Genomic DNA, 23,375 nt, shown 5'->3' with positions numbered 1-23,375 from the left:
AGGTGAGTGCGAACATGCTTGAGACTCTGGGCGAGATCAAGGCGGCGGCGGTGCGGTTGCTGGCGCGGCGTGAACACAGTCGTGCGGAGCTGGAACTGAAGATCGGCAGCAAGTGCGCCGAGCAAGGCGTGCTGGCAGAGGCGCTGGATGCGCTGGAGGCGGATGGATATCTGAGTGATGCCCGTTTCGCGGCAGTGTACTTGCGCAGCAAGGCGGCGCAGGGTTTTGGCCCCCTGCGGATTCGTGCCGAGATGAGGCGCAAGGGAATCGATACGGCGCTTTGGCAGCAGAGCCTGGACGAAGAACCGGTCGACTGGTTCGAGCAGGCCCGCGCTCTGGCGCAGCGCCGTTTTGGGCAGGTGTCGCAACAGGACCGAAAGCACTACGCCAAATGCATGCGTTATCTGCTGAACCGTGGTTACAACCTCGAGCAGGCGCGTTATGCGCTGGAGGATGCAGACGACAGCTGATTGACGCGCTTGTATTCGGCCCGCGGTGAACGACGATGCAGTGGTATACCCTTCATCAGCCGACTTGTTGCTAACTCCGGTTTTACGGGCTTTTCGGAAAAAGTTCGTACAATTTTCACTCACGTTATATACTGCTTCGCCATTTTTGCGTGGTATTTTGATCGGGTTTTGAGCCGGAAATACAGCGCCACGTTTATTCCCGTTGAGCAACCAACCATCTGTAGCGGTTCGTGCTAATGAAATACATGACGAGTGCCGAAATTCGCCAGGCTTTCCTGGATTACTTCAATCAGCAGGGGCATGAAATTGTCCCCACCAGTTCGCTGATTCCTGCTAACGACCCGACCCTGTTGTTCACCAATGCGGGCATGGTGCAGTTCAAGGACGTGTTCCTTGGCAGCGACAAGCGCAGCTATAGCCGCGCCACGACGTCGCAGCGCTGCGTGCGCGCCGGTGGCAAGCACAATGACCTCGAGAACGTGGGTTATACAGCGCGTCATCACACCTTCTTTGAGATGCTGGGCAACTTCAGCTTCGGTGACTACTTCAAGCGCGAAGCCATTGGCTTCGCCTGGACGCTGCTGACCGAAGTATTCGGTCTGCCCAAGGAGCGTCTGTGGGTGACTGTGCACCACAGCGATGAAGAAGCCGAACGTATCTGGAAAGACGAGATCGGGGTCGATCCCGAGCGTTTCTCCAAGTTGGATGAAGACAATTTCTGGGCCATGGGCGACACCGGCCCTTGCGGTCCGTGTACCGAGATCTTCTTTGATCACGGTCCTGAGGTTGCCGGTGGACCTCCGGGCAGCCCGGACGAAGACGGTGATCGCTACATCGAGATCTGGAACGTGGTCTTCATGCAGTACAACCGTTCTGCCGATGGCGAGATGGTGCCGCTGCCGCGTCCGTCCGTGGATACGGGCATGGGTCTGGAGCGTATCGCTGCGGTACTGCAGGGTGTGCACAGCAATTACGAAATCGACCTGTTCCAGAATCTGCTCAAGGCCGCCGCCAAGGCGGTGGGCAGCGATGATCTGATGCACAAGTCACTGCGCGTGATTGCCGATCACATCCGTTCCTGCTCTTTCCTGATTACCGATGGCGTGCTGCCCTCCAATGAAGGGCGCGGCTACGTGTTGCGCCGCATCATTCGCCGCGCCATTCGTCACGGCAACAAGCTTGGCGCCACCGAACCGTTCTTCCACACCCTGGTGCCCGCGCTGGTGGCCGAGATGGGCGCGGCCTATCCGGAACTTGTGCGTCAGCAGGACCAGGTTGAGCGCGTTCTGCTAAAAGAAGAACAGCAGTTTGCCCGTACCCTGGACAATGGCATGCGCCTGCTGCAGCAGGCCATTGATGAACTCGACGGCACAGTGATTCCGGGTGAAACCCTGTTCCGCCTGTACGACACCTTTGGCTTCCCGGTGGATCTGACCGCTGACGTTGCCCGCGAGTCGGGGCTGAGCGTCGACATGCAGGGCTTTGAAGATGCCATGACGCAGCAGCGCGAGCGTGCGCGCGCCACGGGTTCCTTCGCCGTGGATTACAACGACAAGCTGGATCTGGATGGCGAAACCACCTTTAGTGGTTACAGTGCACTGCAGGACAGCTCCAAGGTTGTGGCACTTTTCCGCGACGGGGAGGCCGTCCAGCAACTGTCTGCCGGCCAGTCCGGCGTTGTGGTGCTGGAAAAGACCTCCTTCTATGCTGAATCCGGTGGCCAGGCGGGTGATCGCGGCGTGCTGCGCTGGGACCGTGGCCTGTTCGACGTGACTGACTGCAGCAAGGAAGGCAAGAATCACCTGCACCAGGGGCAGATGGCCGAGGGCGTGCTGACGCTCGGCGATACGGTGAGCACCGAAGTGGATGCGGCTAACCGTCAGGCGACAGCGCTGAACCATTCGGGTACGCACCTGCTGCACGAGGCATTGCGCCGGGTATTGGGCGATCACGTGCTGCAGAAGGGCTCGCTGGTCAATGCCGAACGTCTGCGTTTCGATTTCGCGCATTTCGAGGCCGTTACGCCCGAGCAGCTCAAGACCGTGGAAGACATGGTCAACGAGCAGATTCGCGCCAACAGTGGCGTTAGCACTGAGATCATGGACATCGATGCGGCCAAGGCCCGCGGCGCCATGGCGTTGTTCGGTGAAAAGTATGACGAACAGGTACGCGTGCTGAGTATGGGTACCGACGGTTTTTCGACCGAGCTTTGCGGTGGCACCCATGTGCAGCGTACCGGTGATATCGGCCTGCTGAAGATCGTCGCTGAAAGCGGCATTGCTTCGGGCGTGCGACGCATTGAAGCTGTGACCGGCGCCGCTGCCATGGCCTGGGTTGAGTCGCTGGATGCCACCTGCAGCACCCTTGCCAGCCTGACGAAGGGCGGGCGTGACAACCTGGTCGACAAGGTCCGGGGTCTGGTGGATCGCAATCGTGCGCTGGAAAAGGAACTTGAGCAGCTCAAGGGCAAACTGGCCAGCCTGCAGGGCGGCGAGTTGCTCGGCAAGGCGATTGAGGTCAAGGGCGTCAAGGTGCTGGTGGAACAGTTGTCCGGCGTTGAGCCCAAGGCGCTGCGTGACACCCTCGATCAGCTGAAAAACAAGCTGGGCAGCGGTGTTGTGGTGCTGGCCGTGACCCAGGACGACAAGGTGAGCCTGGTGGCAGGTGTCACCAAGGATCTGACCGGTCGCGTCAAGGCCGGTGACCTTATTCGTGATCTGTCCGCCAAGGTCGGCGGCAAGGGCGGTGGTCGCCCGGATATGGCCCAGGGTGGGGGTAACGATGTGGCAGCACTGCCTGCGGCCCTGGCTTCGGTCGGTGCATTGCTGGAATCCGCGCTTTAAGGCAGCAGTCGGGGCGCTGCAGCGGGTATCCGCCGTGGCCGGGCAGGCAGCTTGCTGCCTCGGTCGTGATGCTCGCGTTGTGCTTTGTAATTACTAGACACTAGGGGCCGCCATGCTGGCGGTGAAAGGATCAGACAGAAGATGGCTCTATTCGTACAGAAATACGGCGGGACGTCCGTGGGCACTGTAGAACGAATCGAAGCGGTGGCGGACAAGGTAAAGCGCTTTCGCGACGAGGGACACGACCTGGTCGTGGTATTGTCTGCAATGAGTGGCGAGACCAATCGCCTGATCGGGCTGGCCAAGGCGATTCAGGAAGAACCCTGCCCGCGGGAAATGGACGTGCTGGTTTCGACCGGTGAGCAGGTGACCATTGCGCTGCTGTGCATGGCGCTGGAAAAGCGCGGCGTCAGCGCACGCTCATACACCGGTGGTCAGGTTCGCATTGTGACCGACAGTGCCCACACCAAGGCACGTATTCAGGATATCGAAGTTGACGGCATGCGTGCAGACCTGTCCGCAGGCCGGGTTGTTGTCGTCGCCGGTTTCCAGGGGATGGATGAACTAGGCAACATTACGACCCTGGGGCGTGGCGGTTCGGATACGACCGGTGTGGCCCTGGCGGCTGCGCTGAAGGCTGATGAATGCCAGATCTATACCGATGTGGACGGCGTCTACACCACCGATCCCCGGGTGGTTGAGGGGGCGACCCGTCTGGATAAAATTACCTTTGAAGAAATGCTGGAAATGGCCAGCCTGGGCTCAAAGATACTGCAGATTCGTTCGGTCGAATTCGCCGGCAAGTACAAAGTGCCGTTGCGTGTGCTTTCCAGCTTTGTGGACGGCCCGGGCACCCTGATTACCATAGAGGATGAGGATACAGTGGAAAAACCAGTTATCTCCGGTATCGCTTTCAACCGCGACGAAGCCAAGCTGACCGTTATTGGCGTGCCCGATATTCCGGGCGTGGCATCACGCATTCTGGGCCCGATCAGCCGCGCCAATATCGAAGTGGACATGATTGTGCAGAACGTGGCCGCTGACAAGACCACTGATTTCACCTTCACCGTGCACCGTAATGACTTCGCCAAGGCTGAATCCATTCTGCGTCAGGTATGTGCGGAGCTGGGTGCCCGTGAGGTAGCCGGCAACAACAAGATTGCCAAGGTTTCCATCGTTGGTGTGGGCATGCGCTCGCACGCCGGTGTGGCGAGCAAGATGTTCGATGCCCTGGCACAGGACAACATCAACATTCAGATGATCTCCACTTCAGAGATCAAGGTGTCTGTTGTGATCGCAGAGAAGTATCTCGAACTGGCCGTGCGCGGGCTGCATTCTGCATTTGAGTTGGATAAGGCTGATACGGTCAGCGAATAGTTGCTTCGTTGAAGTAGGCTATAGTTAATTCGGTCTATGCTGAGCCTGGTTATTGCATCAGATTACAGGGACTTACTGTACTATCTGAGGCTGTCGTAACCGGGCTTGGTAGCGCCTGTAAGGCTGTGGTTCGATGGGAATAGGGAATAACGGGCGGTTGCGCCAGAACACTGGCTGATGCTCCCTCCGGCCTGCAGTATTCTAGGAAAGCTTAAGGAGATCCAACAGATGTTGATTCTAACCCGCCGCGTGGGCGAAACATTGATGATCGGCGATGACGTTACCGTTACCGTGTTAGGTGTGAAAGGTAACCAGGTTCGTATCGGTGTCAATGCGCCAAAGGATGTTTCTGTCCATCGTGAAGAGATTTATCAGCGTATTCAGCGTGAAAAATCCGACGAACACGACGATCAGGAATAAAAGTTAAGAAAACGCTTTTCTTTTGAAAATCAATCTCGTATATTACGCCCCGTTGTCGCGGTGAGATGGCCGAGTGGCTGAAGGCGCACCCCTGCTAAGGGTGTATATCTCTTGGGTATCGAGGGTTCGAATCCCTCTCTCACCGCCATTTTTCAGGTAGGCGCCCGTAGCTCAGCTGGATAGAGTACCTGGCTACGAACCAGGCGGTCGCACGTTCGAATCGTGCCGGGCGCACCACTCCTGTAACAACCTCGCTGCTTTAAGCGCCCGTAGCTCAGCTGGATAGAGTACCTGGCTACGAACCAGGCGGTCGCACGTTCGAATCGTGCCGGGCGCACCACTACGAAAGACTGTAGTGTTCCTAAAGCAGTTCTTCATGCACCAGTAAAACATCCAACTCGTAACAGACCTGATCTCAACGCCGGATATCTCACCGGATAGAGTACCTGGGCTATCAGTCGCCGCAGGCGCCACCAGGCGGTTGCACCATGCCTCGGATCGTATTCCAAGCCAGATCGTATAATCGACGAGGTCCTGAATTGGCATCAGACATTCAGCTATCAGCTTGCGCCGTTCGCCACAGCTTCGCTGTGGATGTCGGAATTCGCTACGCTCATTGCCAACCTACGGGTTGCCGTTTGTCGCCTGGAATGAGCCTGCGAATTCCGGGAAGCAGGGTAAACCTGCGGCGCTCGAGCAGGCGATCTCACTGTGTGTGTACTTCTGAGGGTGGCACCTCATGCCTTTCATCTTTCACCTCGCCCCTTTAGCCCTGCATCTGGAAGTCGGGACAACATTCTGACTCTCGGCGTTCGATCCGGTATAATCAGGGCCCTTCGATCTTCCGTCCTGCTTTCCTGGTCCGCGACATGAAATTTATCGTCAAGCTGTTTCCCGAAATCACTATCAAGAGTCGCCCTGTACGCAAGCGCCTGATTCAGCGCCTGGGGACTAATCTGGATGTCATGCTGCGTCGCGTCGACGAACAGATCAAAGTTCGCATTAACTGGGACAAGATTGATGTTATCTGCCCGACGGGTAGCGAGGGCCTGCGCGACGATGTCGTCTCTGTGCTGTCCCGCACGCCTGGAGTGCATGCTTTCCTCGAAGTGCGGGAATTCCCGCTGGTCGACTTTCACGACGCCTACGAGCGTACCAGGGACGCCTACGGCGAGCTGTTGCGTGGCAAGACCTTCAAGGTGCGGGTCAAACGCAGCGGCCGTAACCATGACTTTACCTCCGTGGACATGGAGCGCTATATCGGCGGCGGTCTGAATCAGCACACCGAAGCGGCCGGTGTCGATGTGCGTAACCCGCAGGTTTGGGTCGACCTCGAGGTGGTCGATGATCGCCTGTTTATCGTCACCGAGCGCCATGCGGGCCTGGGCGGCTTTCCGCTAGGCACTCAGGAGCCGGTGCTTTCCCTGATCTCTGGCGGTTTTGACTCGGTGGTGGCCTCCTACATGACCATGCGCCGCGGTTGCAAAACCCACTTCATTTTCTTCAACCTCGGCGGCCACGCCCACGAGATCGGCGTCAAGCAGGTCGCACTGCACCTGTGGCAGCGTTACGGCTCCAGTGCCCGGGTGAAGTTTGTCACCGTTCCCTTTGAAGAGGTGATCGGCGAGCTGCTGCAGAATGTGCATCACTCTTACATGGGCGTCATCCTCAAGCGCATGATGCTGCGTGCTGGCGAGCGGGCCGCTGATTTCATGAAGATTGATGCCCTGGTCACCGGCGAGAGTGTTGCGCAGGTATCGAGCCAGACCCTGACGAACCTGGCGCTGATCGACAAGGCCACCGACAAGCTGGTGCTGCGCCCACTGGTTACCTCTGACAAGCAGGACATTATCAACCTGTCCCGTGAGATCGGTGCCTTCGAGTTCGCCAAGAGCATGCCTGAGTACTGCGGCGTGATTTCGGACCGCCCGACCACCCGTGGCAAGATGGAGCGGGTCCTGGAAGAGGAGGCCAACTTCGACTTCGAGGTACTGGAGCAGGCGTTGCGCAAGGTGCAGGTCATTTCGATCGACGAGATCGTCGAGAATGTTAATGCCCATGCCGCGGTGGAAGCCCTGACCCGGGTTGGCGCCAATCAGGTGATCGTGGATATTCGTGCCAGCCATGAGCAGGAAAAGAAGCCGCTCAACATGCCTGGCTGCGAAATACTCACCATTCCCTTTTTCAAACTCGGGGCTGAAGTGGAAAATTTCGATACCGACCGGGAGTACCTGCTGTATTGCGAAAAGGGGGTGATGAGCCAGATGCAGGCCCACCACCTGCAGGAAAAGGGCTTTTCCAACGTCAAGGTTTTTCGACCGGAAGGCGCCTAAAGGCGCCTTTTTCTTTTAGGGTTAGAAGCTTAATTTAATCGAAATAGGGGCAACTATAAGTTTTCTTAAATGCCTGCCATAAATTATGCAGTCGCCCCCTCACCTCCCTTGTTTCCTCCGTTTTGTCTAGAATACGTTGGCTTATTGCTGTCGGGAGTAGGCATTCCCGGCTAAATTGAATCCGTTCAGCTTGTTGAAGCTTTACCTTTTTTGTTTGTAAGTTGCTGAAAATTAAGTGATTTTCAGGCTAATTAGATAACAACGTGATTAACAAAAAGGAGCATCCAACGATGGATAATCTGCTCTCCGAAGGCCTCGAACTGATGGTGTTCGGCATGGGATTCGTGTTCGTTTTCCTGACGCTGCTGGTAATTGTCACCGGTCTTATGTCCAAGATTGTGACTAAATATGCCCCTGCGCCAGAGATTAAACCGGCTAAAAAGCGTGCTTCGGCCGCCGCGGCGGCAACTGTCAGTGCACCAGCCACCAACAATGACGAACTGGTCGCCGTGATCAGTGCAGCGGTACACAAATACCGTTCAAACTGACGGCAGTGGTAATGAAAAGAATAAACGCATTCATTCGACAAAAGGCCCTTTAAACATGTCAGATGCAAAGAAACCCTTAGGCATTACCGAACTGGTACTGCGTGATGGTCACCAGTCTCTGCTGGCTACCCGCATGCGCCTGGACGACATGCTCCCTATTGCCGACAAACTTGATCAGGTCGGCTATTGGTCGACGGAAAGCTGGGGTGGTGCAACTTTTGACTCCTGCATTCGCTATATTGGCGAAGATCCGTGGGATCGTATCCGCGAACTGAAAAAGGCCATGCCGAATACGCGCCAGCAGATGCTGCTGCGCGGTCAGAACCTGCTGGGCTACCGTCACTACGCTGACGATGTGGTCGCCAAGTTCGTTGAGCGTGCTGCCACCAACGGTGTCGACGTATTCCGCATCTTTGATGCGATGAACGACCCGCGCAACCTGGCGGCGGCCATCAAGGCCGTCAAGGCGACCGGCAAACACGCCCAGGGCACCATCTCCTATACCACCAGCTCGGTTCATACCGTGGACAACTGGGTGGATTACGCCAAGACCCTGGAAGACATGGGCGCGGAATCCATTTGCATCAAGGACATGTCCGGCATCCTCAAGCCGTACGAGGCCTTTGACCTGGTCTCGCGCCTGAAGAACCAGACTGAGCTCGAAGTGCAGCTGCAGTCCCACTCCACGTCGGGTCTGGCGGACATGACACTGCTCAAGGCCATCGAGGCGGGCATCGACCGCGTGGATGCGTCCATTTCCTCCATGTCCATGACCTATGGCCACACCGCCACTGAAACCGTGGTTGCTGCGCTGCAGGGTACGGATCGCGATACCGGTCTGGATCTGTTGCTGCTGGAAGAAATTGCCGCCTACTTCCGCGAGGTCCGCAAGAAGTACGCCAAGTTCGAAGGCTCGCTGCGCGGCACCGATTCGCGCATCCTGATTGCCCAGGTGCCCGGTGGCATGCTGACCAACATGGAAAGCCAGCTGCGCGAGCAGGGTGCTGCCGACAAGTTTGACGAAGTACTGGCCGAAATTCCGCGCGTACGCGAGGACCTGGGCCTGATCCCGCTGGTGACTCCGACCTCGCAGATCGTCGGTACCCAGGCGGTCATCAACGTCCTGATGGGCGAACGTTACAAAAGCATCTCCAAGGAAGTTCAGGCCATTCTCAAGGGCGAATACGGTGCGGCTCCGGCCCCCTACAACGCCGAGCTGCAGGCCCGCGTGCTGAATGGCCAGGAACCCATTACCTGCCGTCCGGCCGATATGCTTGAGCCCGAGATGGAAAAACTGACCGCAGAGCTGCGCAAGCAGGCCCAGGAAAAAGGCATCAGCCTGACGACGGGCGAAAACGAAATTGATGATGTTCTGACTTACGCCCTGTTCCCGCAAATCGGGCTTAAATTCCTGGAAAATCGCAACAATCCCGACGCATTTGAACCTGCACCGACTCTAGAGGACGCTCAGACCATGGCTGCACCGAAGAAATCCGGCCCGGAAGTTTACACGATCACCGTTAACGGCCAGAACTACGTGGTTCAGGTAGCAGAAGGTGGCGACATCTCTGCGATCTCCAAGGCGCCCGCTGCTGCGCCTGCCGCCGCTGCCGCTGCCGCACCTGCTGTGGCAGAAGGTGAAGATGTGCCGGCACCGCTGGCTGGCAACATCTGGAAGGTTGAAGTGTCCGTTGGCCAGGCCGTACAGGAAGGTGATGTGCTGGTGATCCTGGAAGCGATGAAGATGGAAACCGAAGTCCGTGCTGCCCGCGCCGGTACCGTGGTTGCTGTCGACGTGAAGGAAGGCGACGCAGTTCAGGTGGGTGACTCCCTCCTGAGCCTGGCGTAATCGGGGAACGATCCGCATGGAAAAGCTATTAACTCTGCTGACCGCCTCGGGGATATACAATATCTCCGGCGGCCAGTTTGTGATGATCCTGGTCGGCTTGCTGTTGCTGTACCTGGCGATCAAGAAAAACTTTGAGCCGCTGCTGCTGGTCCCGATCGGATTCGGTGGCATCATGGCCAACATTCCCGAAGCGGGTCTGGCCTTCTCGGCGGTCGAAAACGCAGTGCATTTTGCCAAGCCGGAGCTGTTGCAGGCGCTGGCATCGGTGTTGAATGTTGGCAGCACCAATCCTGAAGAAATCCTGCACGCCTACCATGTGTCGTCACCCTCGGTACATGCAACGGCATCGCTGGTAGCCCAGGATGGCGGCTATAGCAACGGCATGATGTACAACTTCTACCTGGTGGCGATTGCCTCCGGTGCTGCGCCTTTGCTGATTTTTATGGGCGTGGGTGCGATGACCGATTTCGGTCCGCTGCTGGCTAACCCCAAGACATTGTTCCTGGGGGCCGCTGCGCAGTTCGGCATCTTCGCTACGGTGCTCGGTGCTATCGGCCTGACGACCCTGGGTCTGATGGACTTCAGCATTCAGGATGCCGCGGCGATTGGCATCATCGGTGGTGCCGATGGCCCGACCGCCATCTACGTGACCACTCTGCTGGCGCCCCAGCTGCTGGGTGCGATTGCGGTTGCTGCATACTCCTACATGGCGCTGGTGCCGCTGATTCAGCCGCCGATCATGCGTGCCCTGACCACTGAGGCGGAGCGCAAGATCAAGATGAGCCAGCTGCGTCACGTGTCCAAGCTGGAGAAGATCCTGTTCCCGGTGTCTCTGCTTCTCCTGGTGGCTATGCTGCTGCCGGATGCGGCGCCGCTGTTGGGCATGTTCTGCTTCGGTAACCTGATGCGTGAATGTGGCGTGGTGGATCGTCTGAGCGATACTGCCCAGAACGCCCTGATCAACATTGTTACCATCTTCCTGGGTCTGTCGGTGGGTTCCAAGCTGTCCGCTGACAAGTTCCTCGATGTACAGACCCTGGGTATCCTGGTGCTGGGTATCATCGCCTTTGGTATCGGTACCGCCTGTGGCGTGCTGATGGCCAAGGTCATGAACAAGATGGCCGGCGGCAATGCCATCAACCCGCTGATCGGCTCCGCCGGCGTTTCCGCGGTACCGATGGCTGCCCGTGTGTCCAACAAGCTGGGTCTGGAATCGAACTCCCAGAACTTCCTGTTGATGCACGCCATGGGCCCGAACGTTGCCGGCGTTATTGGCTCGGCGGTTGCAGCCGGTGTGATGATCAAGTTTGTCGGTTAAACGACAGGCTGCTGTATAAGCTAGAAAAAAAGGGGCCGTCATCGACGGCCCCTTTTTTATGCGTGGAGGTATTTCATTATCAACTGCACCTGCAGTGATAATAATCCCGCCGTCCCCGGCGGGTAGCTCGCGCGCGCATGGCTGCTGGGGACTCCTGACGAGCCGCATGCTACGCAGTATGTCGAGGAAAGCGGCAACAAGGTTCCATCAGGATGCTGCCAGCACCTCCAGGTGCGCCTGCACCGAAAACGCCAGTGCGACCGGGTTGTAACCGCCCTCGAGTACGGACACGATGCGCCCGTCACAGCACTGGCGTGCCACGTCGGTCAGCAGTTGCGTGGCCCACCGATAGTCGTCCTCAGTCAGTTCCAGATCGGCCATGGGATCTTCGACGTGCGCATCGAAGCCCGCCGAGATAAAGATGATATCGGGCTTGTGCGCCAGCAGTGCCGGCAGCCAGCGGTCTTCCAGTGCGTGGCGAAACAGCGCCGGTTTGCTGTGGGCCGCCAGCGGGCAGTTGAGGATGTTGTCGCGCTGAATATCCTGGTAACGCTCAGGGTAGTAGGGGTGCTGAAAGGTTGAACACACCAGCACTTCGGGCCTGTCCTTGAAGATATCCACAGTGCCGTTGCCGTGATGGACGTCGAAGTCGACGATGGCAACCCGCTCTACCATGGGCTGCTGCAATGCATGCAGGGCACCGATGGCCACATTGTTGTAGAAACAAAAACCCATGGCCAGGTTATGCTCGGCGTGGTGCCCGGGCGGGCGTATGGCGCAAAAGGCATTGTGGCTGCCCCCACCCAGGACCAGGTCGGTCGCCTGGACAGCAGAACCGGCCGCCAGGGAAGCCGCATGTAGACTGTCCGGGCAGAGCGCGGTGTCATCATCGGTATGTACGATACCCTCTTCAGGTACCTGCTGCTCGAGTCCTGTGCGGTGCTGGCGGCTGTGGGCCAACTCTATCTGCTCTACGGTAGCCGGCACTGCCGTGTGCTGCTGCAGTTCCTGTATAAGGCCGGTGCGCTCCAGTACCTTGTGAATGGCCTGCAGACGCAGCGGGCTTTCCGGGTGTTCAGGCCCCATGTCATGCAGGATGCAATCTGCATGGGAGATAAAAGCGGTGGTCATGGTAAGGGCACTCTTGTCATTGTTATGGCGCTATTTTTCAGGCGGCGCTGTACAGTGCGAGGTTTAACGCTCAAATACAGCACTGAGTGTTTTTTTAGTGTAACGAATCGAGGCGCTGGCGGCTGCTAGCTTTAGGTATTAGCCGATATGTCGATGTATTTGCAGGGGTATGCTTTTCTTGATGCCTGCCGGGCTCCTATACTCGGCTATGCATCGACAGCTTAAGGATTTGCGCTAGGTGGCGAACGGGAAGATCGATTATTCAGATAAGCGGGTGCTTCTGATTGATACCAGCGGCAATGTCCGCTCGGCGATCTTTCATATGTTGCGCCGTCTGGGAGTGGACAACATCCAGGCGGTGAGCATTAACGACCGGGTGTTCAGTCTGATTACCGAGGGCGGCTTCGATCTGATTCTGCTCGGCCACAATGCCAGCGATACCTTGTCCGGTATCCAGATCCTCGAAGAAGCCCGCTATCGGGGGTACATCAAACCCAGCGCCGGCTGGGTATTCATGACCAGCGATGCCAGCCAGGAAATGGTATTGCATGCCATCGAGAACCGTCCGGATGTGCTGCTGACCAAACCCTTCAGTATTGATGAACTAAAATTGCGCCTCGATACTCTGGTGTGTCGCAAGGCGGTGTTGCGCCCGGTGGATATTGCCCTGGAGATGGGGGACCTGACCCGCGCGATCGCCGCCTGCGATGAGCGTGTGCCGCGACATGACCCACTGTTTGACCAGGTGCAGCAGGTCAAGGGCAAGCTGCTTATTCAGGCGCGCCGGTTTCAGGAAGCCCGCGTGCTGTCAGAAGCGCGCTACTGGCAGAGCCAGGACAAGGATGCCGGGCTGCACCTTGCGCAAGCGCTGGCGGGGCTGGGCCAGTGGAGTGATGCTGTCGGCGTACTCAAGGGCCTGATCGAGCATTACCCACTGCTGATCGGCGCTTATGACTTGTTGGCCGTGGTGTATGAACGCTTGGGCGAGCTTGCTGCCGCCCGCGAGGCACTGCTGGATGCGACCACACGCAGTCCATTGGGTATTCCGCGGCAGATGGAACTCGGGCGGGTCTCGACCCAGACGCGCCACTTGTCCATCGCTGAAGGGGCCTATCGAAAGTGCATTGTGCTGGGCCGCCACAGTGTTTACCGCTCTCCAGAGCCCTTTTTGAAGCTGGCCAATATCCAGCGTCTGGCGCTTGCCGATGCCGATGCGCGTCAGGCCGTTCTGCTGCGCGATAGTTTCGAGCAGGCACTGAATCAGGCGCTGTTCCAGTTTCCCCGCGATGATCGTTGCAAGGTTCAGGTGGCACTGATGCGCCGTCAGCTGTTTCAGGATCTGGACGATGCACCCGAAGCCGAGCGCATGGAGCGCGAAGCCACCGCGCTCAACCAGCTGCGTGAAACGCCGCTTGATCTCAAGCGCGAGCAACTGCGACTCAGTGCGGACAAGGTACCGCTGCTTGAGCCCGAAACTCCACAGGGGCTGCTGCTGCTGCTGCCGGATACCGACAAGCGGGATCCCGCCATGAGTCTGAAGGTGAACCGTCTGGGGGTGAAACACTGCCGGGTCGGAAAGGTACCCCAGGCATTGCGTTATTTTGGTATGGCAATCGAGTACGACCCGGCGAATGCGTCGGCGCTGCTGAACCTGGCCCAGCTGTTTCTGGAGTCTGCACGTGATACCGAAAACCGGCGTGATGAGCGTCTGCGCATGGTAGACCGCTACCTGCACCTGGCTGACACCCTGTCGATGAATAGCGGCGCGCAGGCCAAGCAGGTGCTGCTAAAGCGCCTGCGCACTCAGGCATTGGAGGAGTTGCCCCAGGGGAGTCTTGGAGCGCTGCTGCGCTGAGTCGGGCGGTTATTGTCTGCGGGGCATGCGCTCTTGGCAGCAAGGCTCTATACCGGTGGTTCAGAACCCGAAGCCGAGTAACTGTATTTCCGCCTGTGCATAAGTTGTTGTGAATAAAAAGTGTCGCCAATTACCGAATATTACACACAGAATATCTGTACAAGGCTGTGGTCAGTATGGGGATAAGCTCCGCACACTTTGCTCCAGCCCTTGTGGATAGGGACTTCTGTAAAACTGCGTGATTTTTGAGTGCGCGGTGGGCAAAAAGGTACCCGGCTCCGTCCCGGGGAAAGGTGCCCGCTAACTGTCCACAGCTTTTCACCATTCTTGAGCGAATGCATTGGTGTGCGCGGCGTCCTTGTTCCAGAGCGCCAGGGCGTCACCACCACCTTGAGCGGGTTCGCATATTTTTGCCGGCAGCACTACGCTTTTATAAGGTTTGACCGGATTCTGTTTGTCGCAATCCTGTAACGTTTCCGTTGAGGCGCGATCCGGCTATCGGGCCCAGATGCCGTGACAGGTCGGCGGGCTCACGCAATTTTGCTGGTCCCGTGCCGGGACTGTCGCAGGCGACTGCAAGGCGCGCCAAGCGCGGCGGCGGGCGAGGGTGATTATCGATGGCACTGGCAATCGTTTTTGTCATTATCGTTATCGCGTCAGTTCTGTTTCATCTGCTGAATCCCTGGCGCGCCACCGAAGCGGCTTCAAACTGGGGCTCGATCGACGATACCCAATTTCTCACCCTGTTGATAACCGGCGCTTTTTTTGTTGCCGTTACCCTGTTTATGGCGTTCGCCATTATTCGCTATCGTCACCGCCAAGGTGCCAGAGCCCACTATGAGCCAGAAAACAAGAGGCTGGAGTGGTGGCTGATCGGGGTTACCACCGTAGGCATTGTGGGACTGCTGGCGCCAGGTCTGGTGGTGTACAACGATTTTGTCCGGGTACCGGAAAACGCCTATGAGCTGGAGGTCGTGGGTCAGCAATGGCAATGGGCATTTCGCTTGCCCGGGGCAGACGGCCAGCTCGGCACGTCGGGCGTTGGCTGGATCAGTGCAGCCAATCCGCTGGGACTGAATCCCGAAGACGCCAGTGGCCAGGATGACGTTATTGTCCGGGGCAACGAGGTTCATCTGCCGGCGGGACTGCCGGTCAAGGTGCTGCAACGGTCGCGCGATGTGCTGCACAATTTCTACATTCCGCAGATTCGCAGCAAGATGGATATGGTGCCAGGTCTGGTGTCCTATTTCTGGTTTACACCCACCTCGACCGGGTCCTATGAAATCCTCTGTGCCGAATTTTGTGGCCTGGGTCACTACAACATGCGCGGGCGAATGATTGTCGAAGCGCCCGAAGCCTTCGCGCTGTGGCTTGAGCGTCAGCCCACCTTCGCTCAGACGCTCGAGCAGGCGGCACAGCGCGCGGGGCTTGATCCTGCTGTGGAGCGGGGTCGTGCACTGGCCCAGCGGCATGGCTGCGTTGCCTGTCACAGTCAGGATGGCAGCAAGAGTCTCGGGCCCGGCTGGCAGGGCCTGTATGGCAGTCTGGAGACCCTTGCCGATGGCAGCCAGGTTCGGGTCGATGATGACTACCTGAAAGAATCCATCCTGCAGCCGGGAGCCCGCATGGTGCAGGGCTATGCGCCGGTGATGGTGGCCTATCCGCTGGCGGATACCGATCTGGAAGCGCTGATCGCGCTGATCCGCTCGCTGGGTCCTGAGGCCCGTGGCGCTGCGCCGGATCAGCTTGTGTCTGACGGACAGCAGCTGGCCGAAACCCTGGGGTGTCTGGCCTGTCACAGCCTCGACGGTAGCCGGGGCATTGGCCCCAGCTGGAAAGGACTCTATGGCCGTACCGAGACCCTGGCCGATGGCCGCGAGATTCAGGTTGACGCGGCCTATCTCCGTGAGTCGATTCTCAGCCCTGCGGCTCAAACGGTAAAGGGCTACGCGTCCGTAATGCCGGCGTACAGCCTGAGCGATGCGCAGGTGCAGGCTCTGGGCGCCTTTATCGCCGCCCAGGCAGATACCGCGAAGGACACACCCTGACAGTGGCGCAGCACCGGTATGTGCTGTGTCTGAGGAGGATATGATGGCCTATGCAGAGCAAGCGGAACGGGCTTCCGTGCATGTGCCGGGCAGTTTTCTGACACGCTACATCTGGAGCCAGGATCACAAGGTTATTGCGATTCAGTATGGCCTGACCGCTATCTTCGTGGGCCTTGTGGGCCTGGTTCTGTCGGGCCTGATGCGCATGCAACTCGGCTTTCCAGGCAGTCTCGAGTTCATGGACCCCGCGGCCTATTATCAGGCCATGACCATGCACGGCATGATCATGGTGATCTACCTGCTGACGGCGCTGTTTCTGGGCGGGTTCGGCAATTACCTGATTCCGCTGATGGTGGGCGCCCGTGACATGGTGTTCCCCTATCTCAATATGCTGAGCTACTGGTTTTTCCTGCTCTCGGTGCTGGTGCTGCTGAGTAGTTTTTTCGTACCTGGCGGGCCTACCGGTGCCGGCTGGACACTGTATCCACCCCAGTCCATTACCCGCGGCACACCCGGCACGGACTGGGGCATCGTACTGATGCTGGTATCGCTGGCAATCTTTATCGTTGCCGCCACCATGGGGGGGCTGAACTACGTCACCACGGTGCTGCAGGCGCGCACCTTCGGCATGACTCTGTTTCGGATGCCGCTGACGGTCTGGGGCATCTTTATGGCAACCGTACTGGCGCTACTGGCATTTCCTGCGCTCTTTGTCAGCGCCATCATGATGCTGTGTGACCGCTTGCTGGGCACCAGTTTCTTTATGCCGGCCATGATGTCCATGGGGCAACCGCTGGACCATGAAGGCGGCAGTCCTATTTTGTTCCAGCACCTGTTCTGGTTCTTTGGCCACCCGGAAGTCTATATCGTGGCGCTGCCGGCCTTTGGCCTGGTATCGGATCTGATCAGTACCCATGCGCGCAAGAACATCTTCGGATATCGCATGATGGTGTGGGCCATCGTGGCCATCGGGGTACTGAGTTTTGTGGTCTGGGCGCACCATATGTACGTCAGCGGCATGAATCCAACATTCGGCTTTTTCTTCGCGACCACCACCTTGATCATCGCTGTGCCCACTGCGCTCAAAGTGTACAACTGGGTGCTTACGCTATGGCGGGGCGACATCCACCTGCGGGTGCCCATGCTGTTCGCACTGGCCTTTATCCTGACCTTTCTGGTGGGAGGGCTGACCGGGCTTTTTCTCGGCAACGTGATCGTCGATATACCCTTGTCGGATACCTATTTTGTGGTGGCGCATTTTCACATGGTTATGGGCGTCGCGCCGATACTGGTGGTGTTCGGTGCCATTTACCACTGGTTCCCGAAGGTGACTGGCCGGATGCTGAACGATACCGTCGGACAGCTGCATTTCTGGATCACCTTTCTGGGCACCTATGCAATCTACTTTCCGATGCACTACCTGGGCTTTCTGGGCATGCCAAGACGGTACTATTCCTTCGAGGGGTATGACTTCATTCCGCAGTCGGCCCATGATCTTAACGCCTTTATCACGGTGGCGGCACTGATTGTGGGTGTCAGCCAGTTGCTGTTCCTGGGAAATCTGCTGTGGAGTACCTTCAGGGGGCCGCCGTCGGGCCCCAATCCCTGGAATGCAACCAGCCTGGAGTGGCAAACGCCCGAGACCCCACCGGCCCATGGCAACTGGGGGCCCCACCTGCCGGTGGTGCATCGCTGGGCCTACGATTACAGCGTACCGGGGCTGGTGCAGGATTTTGTTCCGCAGACGCTGTCGGAACAGGATCAGGCCGCGCTGGCCCGGCGGCCGGGCAGTGGGGAGAGCGGCAGGGAGTCAGACTCATGAGCGGCTCAGCACTGAAAATGGCCCATAGTTATCCCGCTGGCGGCGGCGCCGGGTCGCAGCCGGATCAGGATCGACGCAGTCGTACCGCCACTCTTGGGCTACGTGTCTTCCTGGCGGTTGTCAGTTCGTTTTTCTTTCTGTTTCTGATCGCGTTTATTGCCCGCTCCCAGCTGGCCGACTGGCAGCCGCTGACTGAGCCGGCAGCGCCACTGAGCCGGCTCGAACCGCTGTGGCTGAATACCCTGGTACTGATGCTGGGTAGCCTGGCGTTGCAATGGGCCCGGGTAGCGGCAGGCCAGGATCGTCGCCTCGAGAGCCTTGCCGGATGTTTACTGGGTGGTTTTTGTGCGCTGGTGTTTATTGCCGGTCAGCTATGGTTGTGGCGCAGCTTTGTGATTCAGGGTTACGGCTTCACGGCAAATCCGGCCAACAGTTTCTTTTTTCTGCTGACGGGGTTGCATGGCCTGCATCTGCTGGGCGGGCTCGTTGCCTGGGCCAGAACCCTCTGGCGTTACGTTCGCGGCCTGGGGCTGGATCGGATACGCCCCGGTCTGTCACTCTGCGCGATTTACTGGCACTACCTGCTGGCACTCTGGCTGCTACTGTTTTTGCTGCTCAGCAGCAGCCCGGAAACCTATCAGACAATCGCCGCCCTTTGTGGCCTGAGGTGATGAAATGGCCCTGTTCCCGCGAGGTCCTGCTGTAGTCGAAAACCGTGCTCCCCCGGCCGAGCCTGAGGCCCCCGGTGGCCTGCAGGGGTTCTATCTCGACTGGTCATCGGACAGGGAGGCCTTCAAACAGGTGCCCTGGGGCAAGGCCATGATGTGGATCTTCCTGCTCAGTGATACCTTTGTTTTCTCCTGCTTTCTGATCGGCTATATGGCCGTGCGCATGACTACAACCGAACCCTGGCCCAACACCAGCGAAGTTTTTGCCCTGACCCTTGCCGGTCACTCCATTCCACTGATTCTGATTGCCATCATGACCTTCGTGCTGATCAGCAGTAGCGGCACCATGGCCATGGCCGTCAATTTCGCCTATCGCCGGGCGCGCATCAGAACGGGGTTGCTGATGCTGGCAACGGCACTTCTGGGCGCAACCTTCGTTGGCATGCAGGCATTCGAGTGGAGCAAGCTGATCGGGGAGGGAGTCAGGCCCTGGGGCAATCCTGAGGGAGCCGCGCAGTTTGGCGCCAGTTTTTTCATGATCACGGGGTTCCATGGGCTACATGTATCCATTGGCGTGGTCTATCTCAGCATCGTGGCGCTCAAGGTGCTACGGGGGCACTACGAAAGCAGCGGGAACTACCAAGTCGTCGAAATCGCCGGGCTCTACTGGCATTTCGTTGATCTGGTCTGGGTGTTTATATTCGCGTTCTTCTATCTGTGGTGAGGTGCTGGCGATGGAATATACACAGGGGCAGCAGCATCCGATTAGCTTGTATCTGAAGATTTGGGGGCTGCTGTTTATCCTCAGTACCCTGTCCTATCTGGTGGACTATTTTCAGTTTCATGGCCTGCTGCGCTGGGGGCTGATTGTCACCTTCATGCTGCTCAAGGCCGGGCTGATCGTGTCGATCTTTATGCACATGGCCTGGGAGCGGCTGGCAATTATCTATGCGATCCTGATTCCGCCGCTGTGCCTGCTGGTTCTGCTGGGGATGATGGCCGCGGAGGCCGATTATATCTTTTTACGCCGGTTGCTGTTTTTCGGCAGTGGAGGCTAGCTCCACCCGGCCATCAGGATGCTGTCGGGTGGGGCTGAGGGCATGCAGCTAGTTTACTGTTTCGCTCTTAGAGGCGGTTTTAGCGAGTCGCCAATTCGTGCCCTGCTGCGTTGCCGCTCTCGGCAAGAGCCCCCACTATTACCGGCGAACGGCGCCTTGCCGGACACGAATTGGCGGGCTTTATAAGCACCCATTAGGGCGAAGCAGTACACTAAATGGTGCGCTTGAACTGATGCCATCTGTGCAACCAGGCGACCACGAAATGTGGTGCGGCTTCACCGGTACCGGCAATTTTCAGGCGTGGGTGCTGTTTTACCACCTTGTCCAGAATATCCTCCTGCTCTGGCTCGACATCGACAAAAAAGATATGTTTGCCATGCTTCAATAGCCGTTTGAAGCGACGAAAATGCGCGTTGGGTTCCTGAATGCCAAAGAAACCGCCTTCCCAGGCGCAGAAGCCCAGTATGACTACCGCGAGGAACGCAAAGGGTATCCAGCCTGCAGCGGTATCCGTCCAGCCCATCCAGTAGGCCACCGCCAGCACCAGTGCGGATAGTACAATACCGACGACGGCGCCAATCTCGCCGGAGTGCACTACATCCTGCTTCATGAATGATGCGATTTCCGGTAGATGATGCTGATCTACAGCGGCCTCGCTGTCGCTCAGCACATGAATCTGCTCAATGCTTATTCCGCCGGCTTCCAGTTCATGTTCGACGGTTTCAAGCTCGTCGAGGTTATCACTGATGTAAAAGTGCCGTTGCATGACACACCTCCGAAATGTGGATCTGAGATGTCCCGTTTATCAAACGGTGGAGTCTTTAGGTCAGCGGGTGGAATGTCAGATCCCCTTTGCTGCCATCTTTAATTATAGCAGCCAGTGCGCAGTGTACAGGTGATCATTAAGTGTTCAATAATGTTCTCGGCTATCTGATAGTAAAGCCTTTTGATGAGTGGGTCTGTGGGGCTGCACCAAGTTCGGGGCGACAAGAGACCGAGACTCACCCCCAATAGTCGTGGTTCGGGCAGGGGCTGGAGGTGCTGATTGTTTGCCCGGCGTTCGGGTTCTGTGTCTGCATTAAATTCAGGGCGCGAATGACCGGCATTGCTATAGTGGCAGCTGTACGCCACAAACTTGGAACCGGGGCACGCAATGCGGGAAAACAATACAGTTATCGCCCTGGTGATGGCCGCCGGACGTGCTCGCCGTTTCGGTACCGACAAGCGGTGTGAAAAGCTGCTGCCCGAATGCACGCTGCTGGCCGCCACGGTGCAGTCCATGGCAGCGCAGTTCGATGAGGTCTGGGTGGTGCTTCGCAGCGATGATGATCCTGCCACGCTGGCGCTGACCGACTCCGCATTGCAGATCGTGCTTTCTCCGCGTGCCGATCAGGGCCTGGGCTTCAGTATCGCGGACGGATTCAGGGCACTGTGCACGTCGCAGGCAACGGCGGCGGCCGTGCTGCTGGGTGATATGCCCTGTATTGAGCCTGATACCTTTGAGGTTCTGATCGAGCATGCCGCGGCGGACCATATCGTTCGTCCGGAATTTCACGGCCGGGCCGGCCATCCGGTGATCTTCGGGCGCAACTTCTGGAACGAACTGTCGCTGTTACAGGATGAGGAGGGTGCGCGGTCGGTGATCCATCGTCACCCGGAAGCTTGCATGTACATCGAGGTGGACGACCCCGGCGTGCTGATGGATGCCGACCGGCCCGAGGATCTGGAAGCGTTGCGCGAACGCTATCGGCTGCTGGCGCCACGCTCTTGATCACGCAGACGTTCATGCCGGAACCCGGAGAGCGGTGATCAGACCAAGCCCAGCGCCAACACCGGGAACAGGATCAGCAGGAACAGCCGCACCACATCCGACAGCACGAACGGGAACACGCCCCGAAAGACCTGTCCCATGGGCACGTCCGGCGCCACGCTCTTGATCACGAAGACGTTCATGCCCACCGGCGGTGTAATGAGGCCGAGTTCCACCGTGATCACCGCGACGATGCCGAACCAGACCGGATCGAAACCTGCTTCAATAATCAGCGGCAGCACCACCGGTACGGTCAGCAGCAGCATGGCGATGCTGTCCATCACGCAGCCCAGCAGGATGAACAGCAATAGCACGGCGAACAGCACGCCGTAGGGCGGCCAGCCCAGCTGGCTCACGGTTTCGGTCAGGAAGAAGGAAATGCGCGACACCGACAGGAAGTAGCCGAAGATCTCCGCCCCCACGATCATGAAGAAAATCATCGCGCTGAGCGCCAGTGCCTCTTCCACCGCCGACATGAAACCCGCCCAGCCCATGCCCCGGTACAGGGCCACCAGCAGGGTGGCGAAGGCGCCGATGGCCGCCGCTTCGGTCGGCGTGAAGATACCCGTGTAGATACCGCCGATAATGATCGCGAACACGAACATGAAGGGGACAAAGCCCCACATGCCGACGATCTTCTGTTTCAGCGTGGTCGGCTTACCGCCCCGGGCCAGTTGTGGATAAAAGTGCACCAGCAGCGCGATGGTCACGCAGTACAGCACCAGCCCCAGAATGCCCGGCAGCAGGCCGGCGATAAACATGTCGCCCACCGACTGTTCGGTGATCAGCGCATAGAGCAGCAGCGCAATACTGGGCGGAATCATGATCCCCAGGGTACCGCCGGCGGCCAAAGTACCGGTCGCCAGGGAGTCGGCATAACCGTGCTTGCGCATTTCCGGCAGTGCCACCCGCGCCATGCTGGCCGCGGTGGCGACCGAGGAGCCCGAAATGGCCGAGAAGGTGCCGCAGGCCGATACCGCCGCCAGCGCCATGCCGCCGCGCCAGCCGCCAAACAGCGAGCGCGCCGCGTTGAACAGCTCGCTGGACATGTTGGCGTGCGAGGCCAGCACTCCCATGAGCAGAAACATCGGAATCGGGCTGAAACTGTAATTGCTCAGGGTTTCAAAGGGGCCGGCCTCCAGAATCGCGAAGGCCGGATCAAAGGCGATGATGGTGCCAAAGCCGATCACGCCGGTGGCTGCCATGGCCAGGGCGATGGGGCAGCGCAGCGCAATCATCACCAGCATCAGGCCCATGCAGACCAATCCAATCAGGGGAGCACTCATGCCGTTACCTTCTTCTTGCCCATTAATGCCTTCTGGCTCATTAATTCCTTCTTGCCCATTAACTCCAGAACGCCGCAGCTGAAGCCGCGCAGCGCCAGTACACCCAGCGCAAAGGCGGATACCAGATACATCGGTGCCAGCGGCAGCAGCAGATCCTGGGTCAGTTCGCCGCTCAGGCGCGCTGCCTCGGCTGCTTCGATAAAGCGCCAGCACAGCAGGGCGCCGAATATGCCAAAGCAGAAGGTATAGAAGCCGTCGAACCAGCGCAGCGTGCCGGGTGCCAGATTATGGGTGAACAGGTCCACCACGATCTGTCCCTTGTCGACGGCATGGGGGAAAGCAAACAGCATGGAGAACAGCAGGCCGTACTTCACCAGCTCGATGCCCCCCGTAAAGGTCAGGTCAACTGAACCTTCGGTCATGGCGAACAGACTGCGAGTAGCGACATCTACCACCACACTGAGCATCATCAGGACCAGCAGCAGGCCGCTGATCCGGTACAGGATCAGCGCCAGGCCATTGATTGCATTGATCAGCCA

19 protein-coding genes and 3 tRNA genes are annotated in these 23,375 nt (G+C 58.3%); 18 read left to right on the top strand and 4 right to left on the bottom strand.

What is annotated here, in order from left to right; all coding sequences use genetic code 11:
- The first annotated feature begins 14 nt into the window (after nt 1–14).
- The 11 genes from F451_RS0112940 (at nt 15) to F451_RS0112890 (ending at nt 11,158) form a co-directional block, all read left to right on the top strand.
- Nucleotides 15–470, top strand: coding sequence for a regulatory protein RecX (locus F451_RS0112940; protein ID WP_020681797.1), 456 nt, complete (start codon nt 15–17; stop codon nt 468–470).
- A gap of 245 nt (nt 471–715) precedes the next feature.
- Nucleotides 716–3,313, top strand: coding sequence for an alanine--tRNA ligase (gene alaS, locus F451_RS0112935; RefSeq protein WP_020681796.1), 2,598 nt, complete (start codon nt 716–718; stop codon nt 3,311–3,313).
- 141 nt (nt 3,314–3,454) lie between these two features.
- Entirely contained in the window at nt 3,455–4,690 is a 1,236-nt protein-coding gene (locus F451_RS0112930) for an aspartate kinase (protein ID WP_020681795.1), read from the top strand.
- Between the two features lie 228 nt (nt 4,691–4,918).
- Nucleotides 4,919–5,110, top strand: a complete 192-nt coding sequence (csrA, locus tag F451_RS0112925; RefSeq protein ID WP_020681794.1) for a carbon storage regulator CsrA — start codon at nt 4,919–4,921, stop codon at nt 5,108–5,110.
- Between the two features lie 59 nt (nt 5,111–5,169).
- Nucleotides 5,170–5,258 (top strand) — tRNA-Ser (locus F451_RS0112920).
- A gap of 12 nt (nt 5,259–5,270) precedes the next feature.
- Nucleotides 5,271–5,347, top strand: a tRNA-Arg gene (locus F451_RS0112915).
- Nucleotides 5,348–5,373: 26 nt separating this feature from the next.
- Nucleotides 5,374–5,450 (top strand) — tRNA-Arg (locus tag F451_RS0112910).
- Nucleotides 5,451–5,979: 529 nt separating this feature from the next.
- On the top strand, nt 5,980–7,443 hold the full coding sequence (thiI, locus tag F451_RS0112905; protein WP_020681793.1) for a tRNA uracil 4-sulfurtransferase ThiI: 1,464 nt from the start codon (nt 5,980–5,982) through the stop codon (nt 7,441–7,443).
- Between the two features lie 290 nt (nt 7,444–7,733).
- On the top strand, nt 7,734–7,991 hold the full coding sequence (locus F451_RS0112900; RefSeq protein ID WP_020681792.1) for an OadG family protein: 258 nt from the start codon (nt 7,734–7,736) through the stop codon (nt 7,989–7,991).
- A 55-nt stretch (nt 7,992–8,046) separates the two neighbouring features.
- On the top strand, nt 8,047–9,840 hold the full coding sequence (oadA, locus tag F451_RS0112895) for a sodium-extruding oxaloacetate decarboxylase subunit alpha (RefSeq protein WP_020681791.1): 1,794 nt from the start codon (nt 8,047–8,049) through the stop codon (nt 9,838–9,840).
- 16 nt (nt 9,841–9,856) lie between these two features.
- Complete coding sequence (locus F451_RS0112890) at nt 9,857–11,158, top strand: sodium ion-translocating decarboxylase subunit beta (RefSeq protein WP_020681790.1); 1,302 nt, start codon at nt 9,857–9,859, stop codon at nt 11,156–11,158.
- Nucleotides 11,159–11,365: 207 nt separating this feature from the next.
- On the opposite strand, the gene F451_RS0112885 is transcribed toward F451_RS0112890, so the two are convergent.
- The gene (locus F451_RS0112885) at nt 11,366–12,289 is read right to left on the bottom strand and encodes a histone deacetylase family protein (protein WP_020681789.1); all 924 of its coding nucleotides are present in this window, start codon (nt 12,287–12,289) and stop codon (nt 11,366–11,368) included.
- Between the two features lie 238 nt (nt 12,290–12,527).
- Between F451_RS0112885 and F451_RS0112880 the strand changes: the two genes are divergently transcribed.
- From F451_RS0112880 to F451_RS0112855, 6 genes are all read left to right on the top strand, one after another.
- Nucleotides 12,528–14,144, top strand: coding sequence for a tetratricopeptide repeat protein (locus tag F451_RS0112880; protein WP_020681788.1), 1,617 nt, complete (start codon nt 12,528–12,530; stop codon nt 14,142–14,144).
- Nucleotides 14,145–14,761: 617 nt separating this feature from the next.
- Nucleotides 14,762–16,192 (top strand): cytochrome c oxidase subunit II, encoded by a 1,431-nt coding sequence (locus F451_RS0112875; RefSeq protein ID WP_020681787.1) that lies wholly within the window; start codon nt 14,762–14,764, stop codon nt 16,190–16,192.
- Between the two features lie 25 nt (nt 16,193–16,217).
- The gene (gene ctaD, locus F451_RS0112870) at nt 16,218–18,014 is read left to right on the top strand and encodes a cytochrome c oxidase subunit I (protein WP_240476477.1); all 1,797 of its coding nucleotides are present in this window, start codon (nt 16,218–16,220) and stop codon (nt 18,012–18,014) included.
- Nucleotides 18,011–18,685 carry a cytochrome c oxidase subunit 3 gene (locus tag F451_RS0112865; RefSeq protein ID WP_020681785.1) on the top strand — a complete coding sequence of 225 codons (675 nt, stop codon included), beginning with the start codon at nt 18,011–18,013 and terminating at the stop codon, nt 18,683–18,685. The genes ctaD and F451_RS0112865 overlap by 4 nt, the downstream gene beginning before the upstream one ends.
- Before the next feature lie 4 nt (nt 18,686–18,689).
- A complete protein-coding gene (locus tag F451_RS0112860; RefSeq protein WP_020681784.1) occupies nt 18,690–19,406 on the top strand; it encodes a heme-copper oxidase subunit III family protein in 717 nt (238 codons plus the stop codon).
- A 10-nt stretch (nt 19,407–19,416) separates the two neighbouring features.
- The gene (locus F451_RS0112855) at nt 19,417–19,740 is read left to right on the top strand and encodes a cytochrome C oxidase subunit IV family protein (protein ID WP_020681783.1); all 324 of its coding nucleotides are present in this window, start codon (nt 19,417–19,419) and stop codon (nt 19,738–19,740) included.
- A gap of 211 nt (nt 19,741–19,951) precedes the next feature.
- Here the strand turns inward: F451_RS0112855 and F451_RS0112850 are convergent, their stop codons facing one another.
- Nucleotides 19,952–20,506 (bottom strand): magnesium transporter, encoded by a 555-nt coding sequence (locus F451_RS0112850; protein WP_020681782.1) that lies wholly within the window; start codon nt 20,504–20,506, stop codon nt 19,952–19,954.
- A gap of 387 nt (nt 20,507–20,893) precedes the next feature.
- On the opposite strand from F451_RS0112850, the gene F451_RS25505 reads away from it, so the two are divergent.
- Entirely contained in the window at nt 20,894–21,511 is a 618-nt protein-coding gene (locus F451_RS25505; RefSeq protein WP_020681781.1) for a nucleotidyltransferase family protein, read from the top strand.
- A 38-nt stretch (nt 21,512–21,549) separates the two neighbouring features.
- On the opposite strand, the gene F451_RS0112840 is transcribed toward F451_RS25505, so the two are convergent.
- The gene (locus F451_RS0112840) at nt 21,550–22,836 is read right to left on the bottom strand and encodes a TRAP transporter large permease (RefSeq protein WP_020681780.1); all 1,287 of its coding nucleotides are present in this window, start codon (nt 22,834–22,836) and stop codon (nt 21,550–21,552) included.
- Nucleotides 22,833–23,375 (bottom strand): TRAP transporter small permease (locus F451_RS25500; protein ID WP_020681779.1); only part of this gene is annotated, 543 nt, incomplete at its 5' end. The genes F451_RS0112840 and F451_RS25500, both read right to left, overlap by 4 nt.

This window comes from Marinobacterium rhizophilum DSM 18822 (assembly GCF_000378045.1).
GTDB lineage: Bacteria > Pseudomonadota > Gammaproteobacteria > Pseudomonadales > Balneatricaceae > Marinobacterium_A > Marinobacterium_A rhizophilum.
Note: the sequence above shows the minus strand (reverse complement) of the source record. Positions and strands in the feature narration are given on the sequence as shown.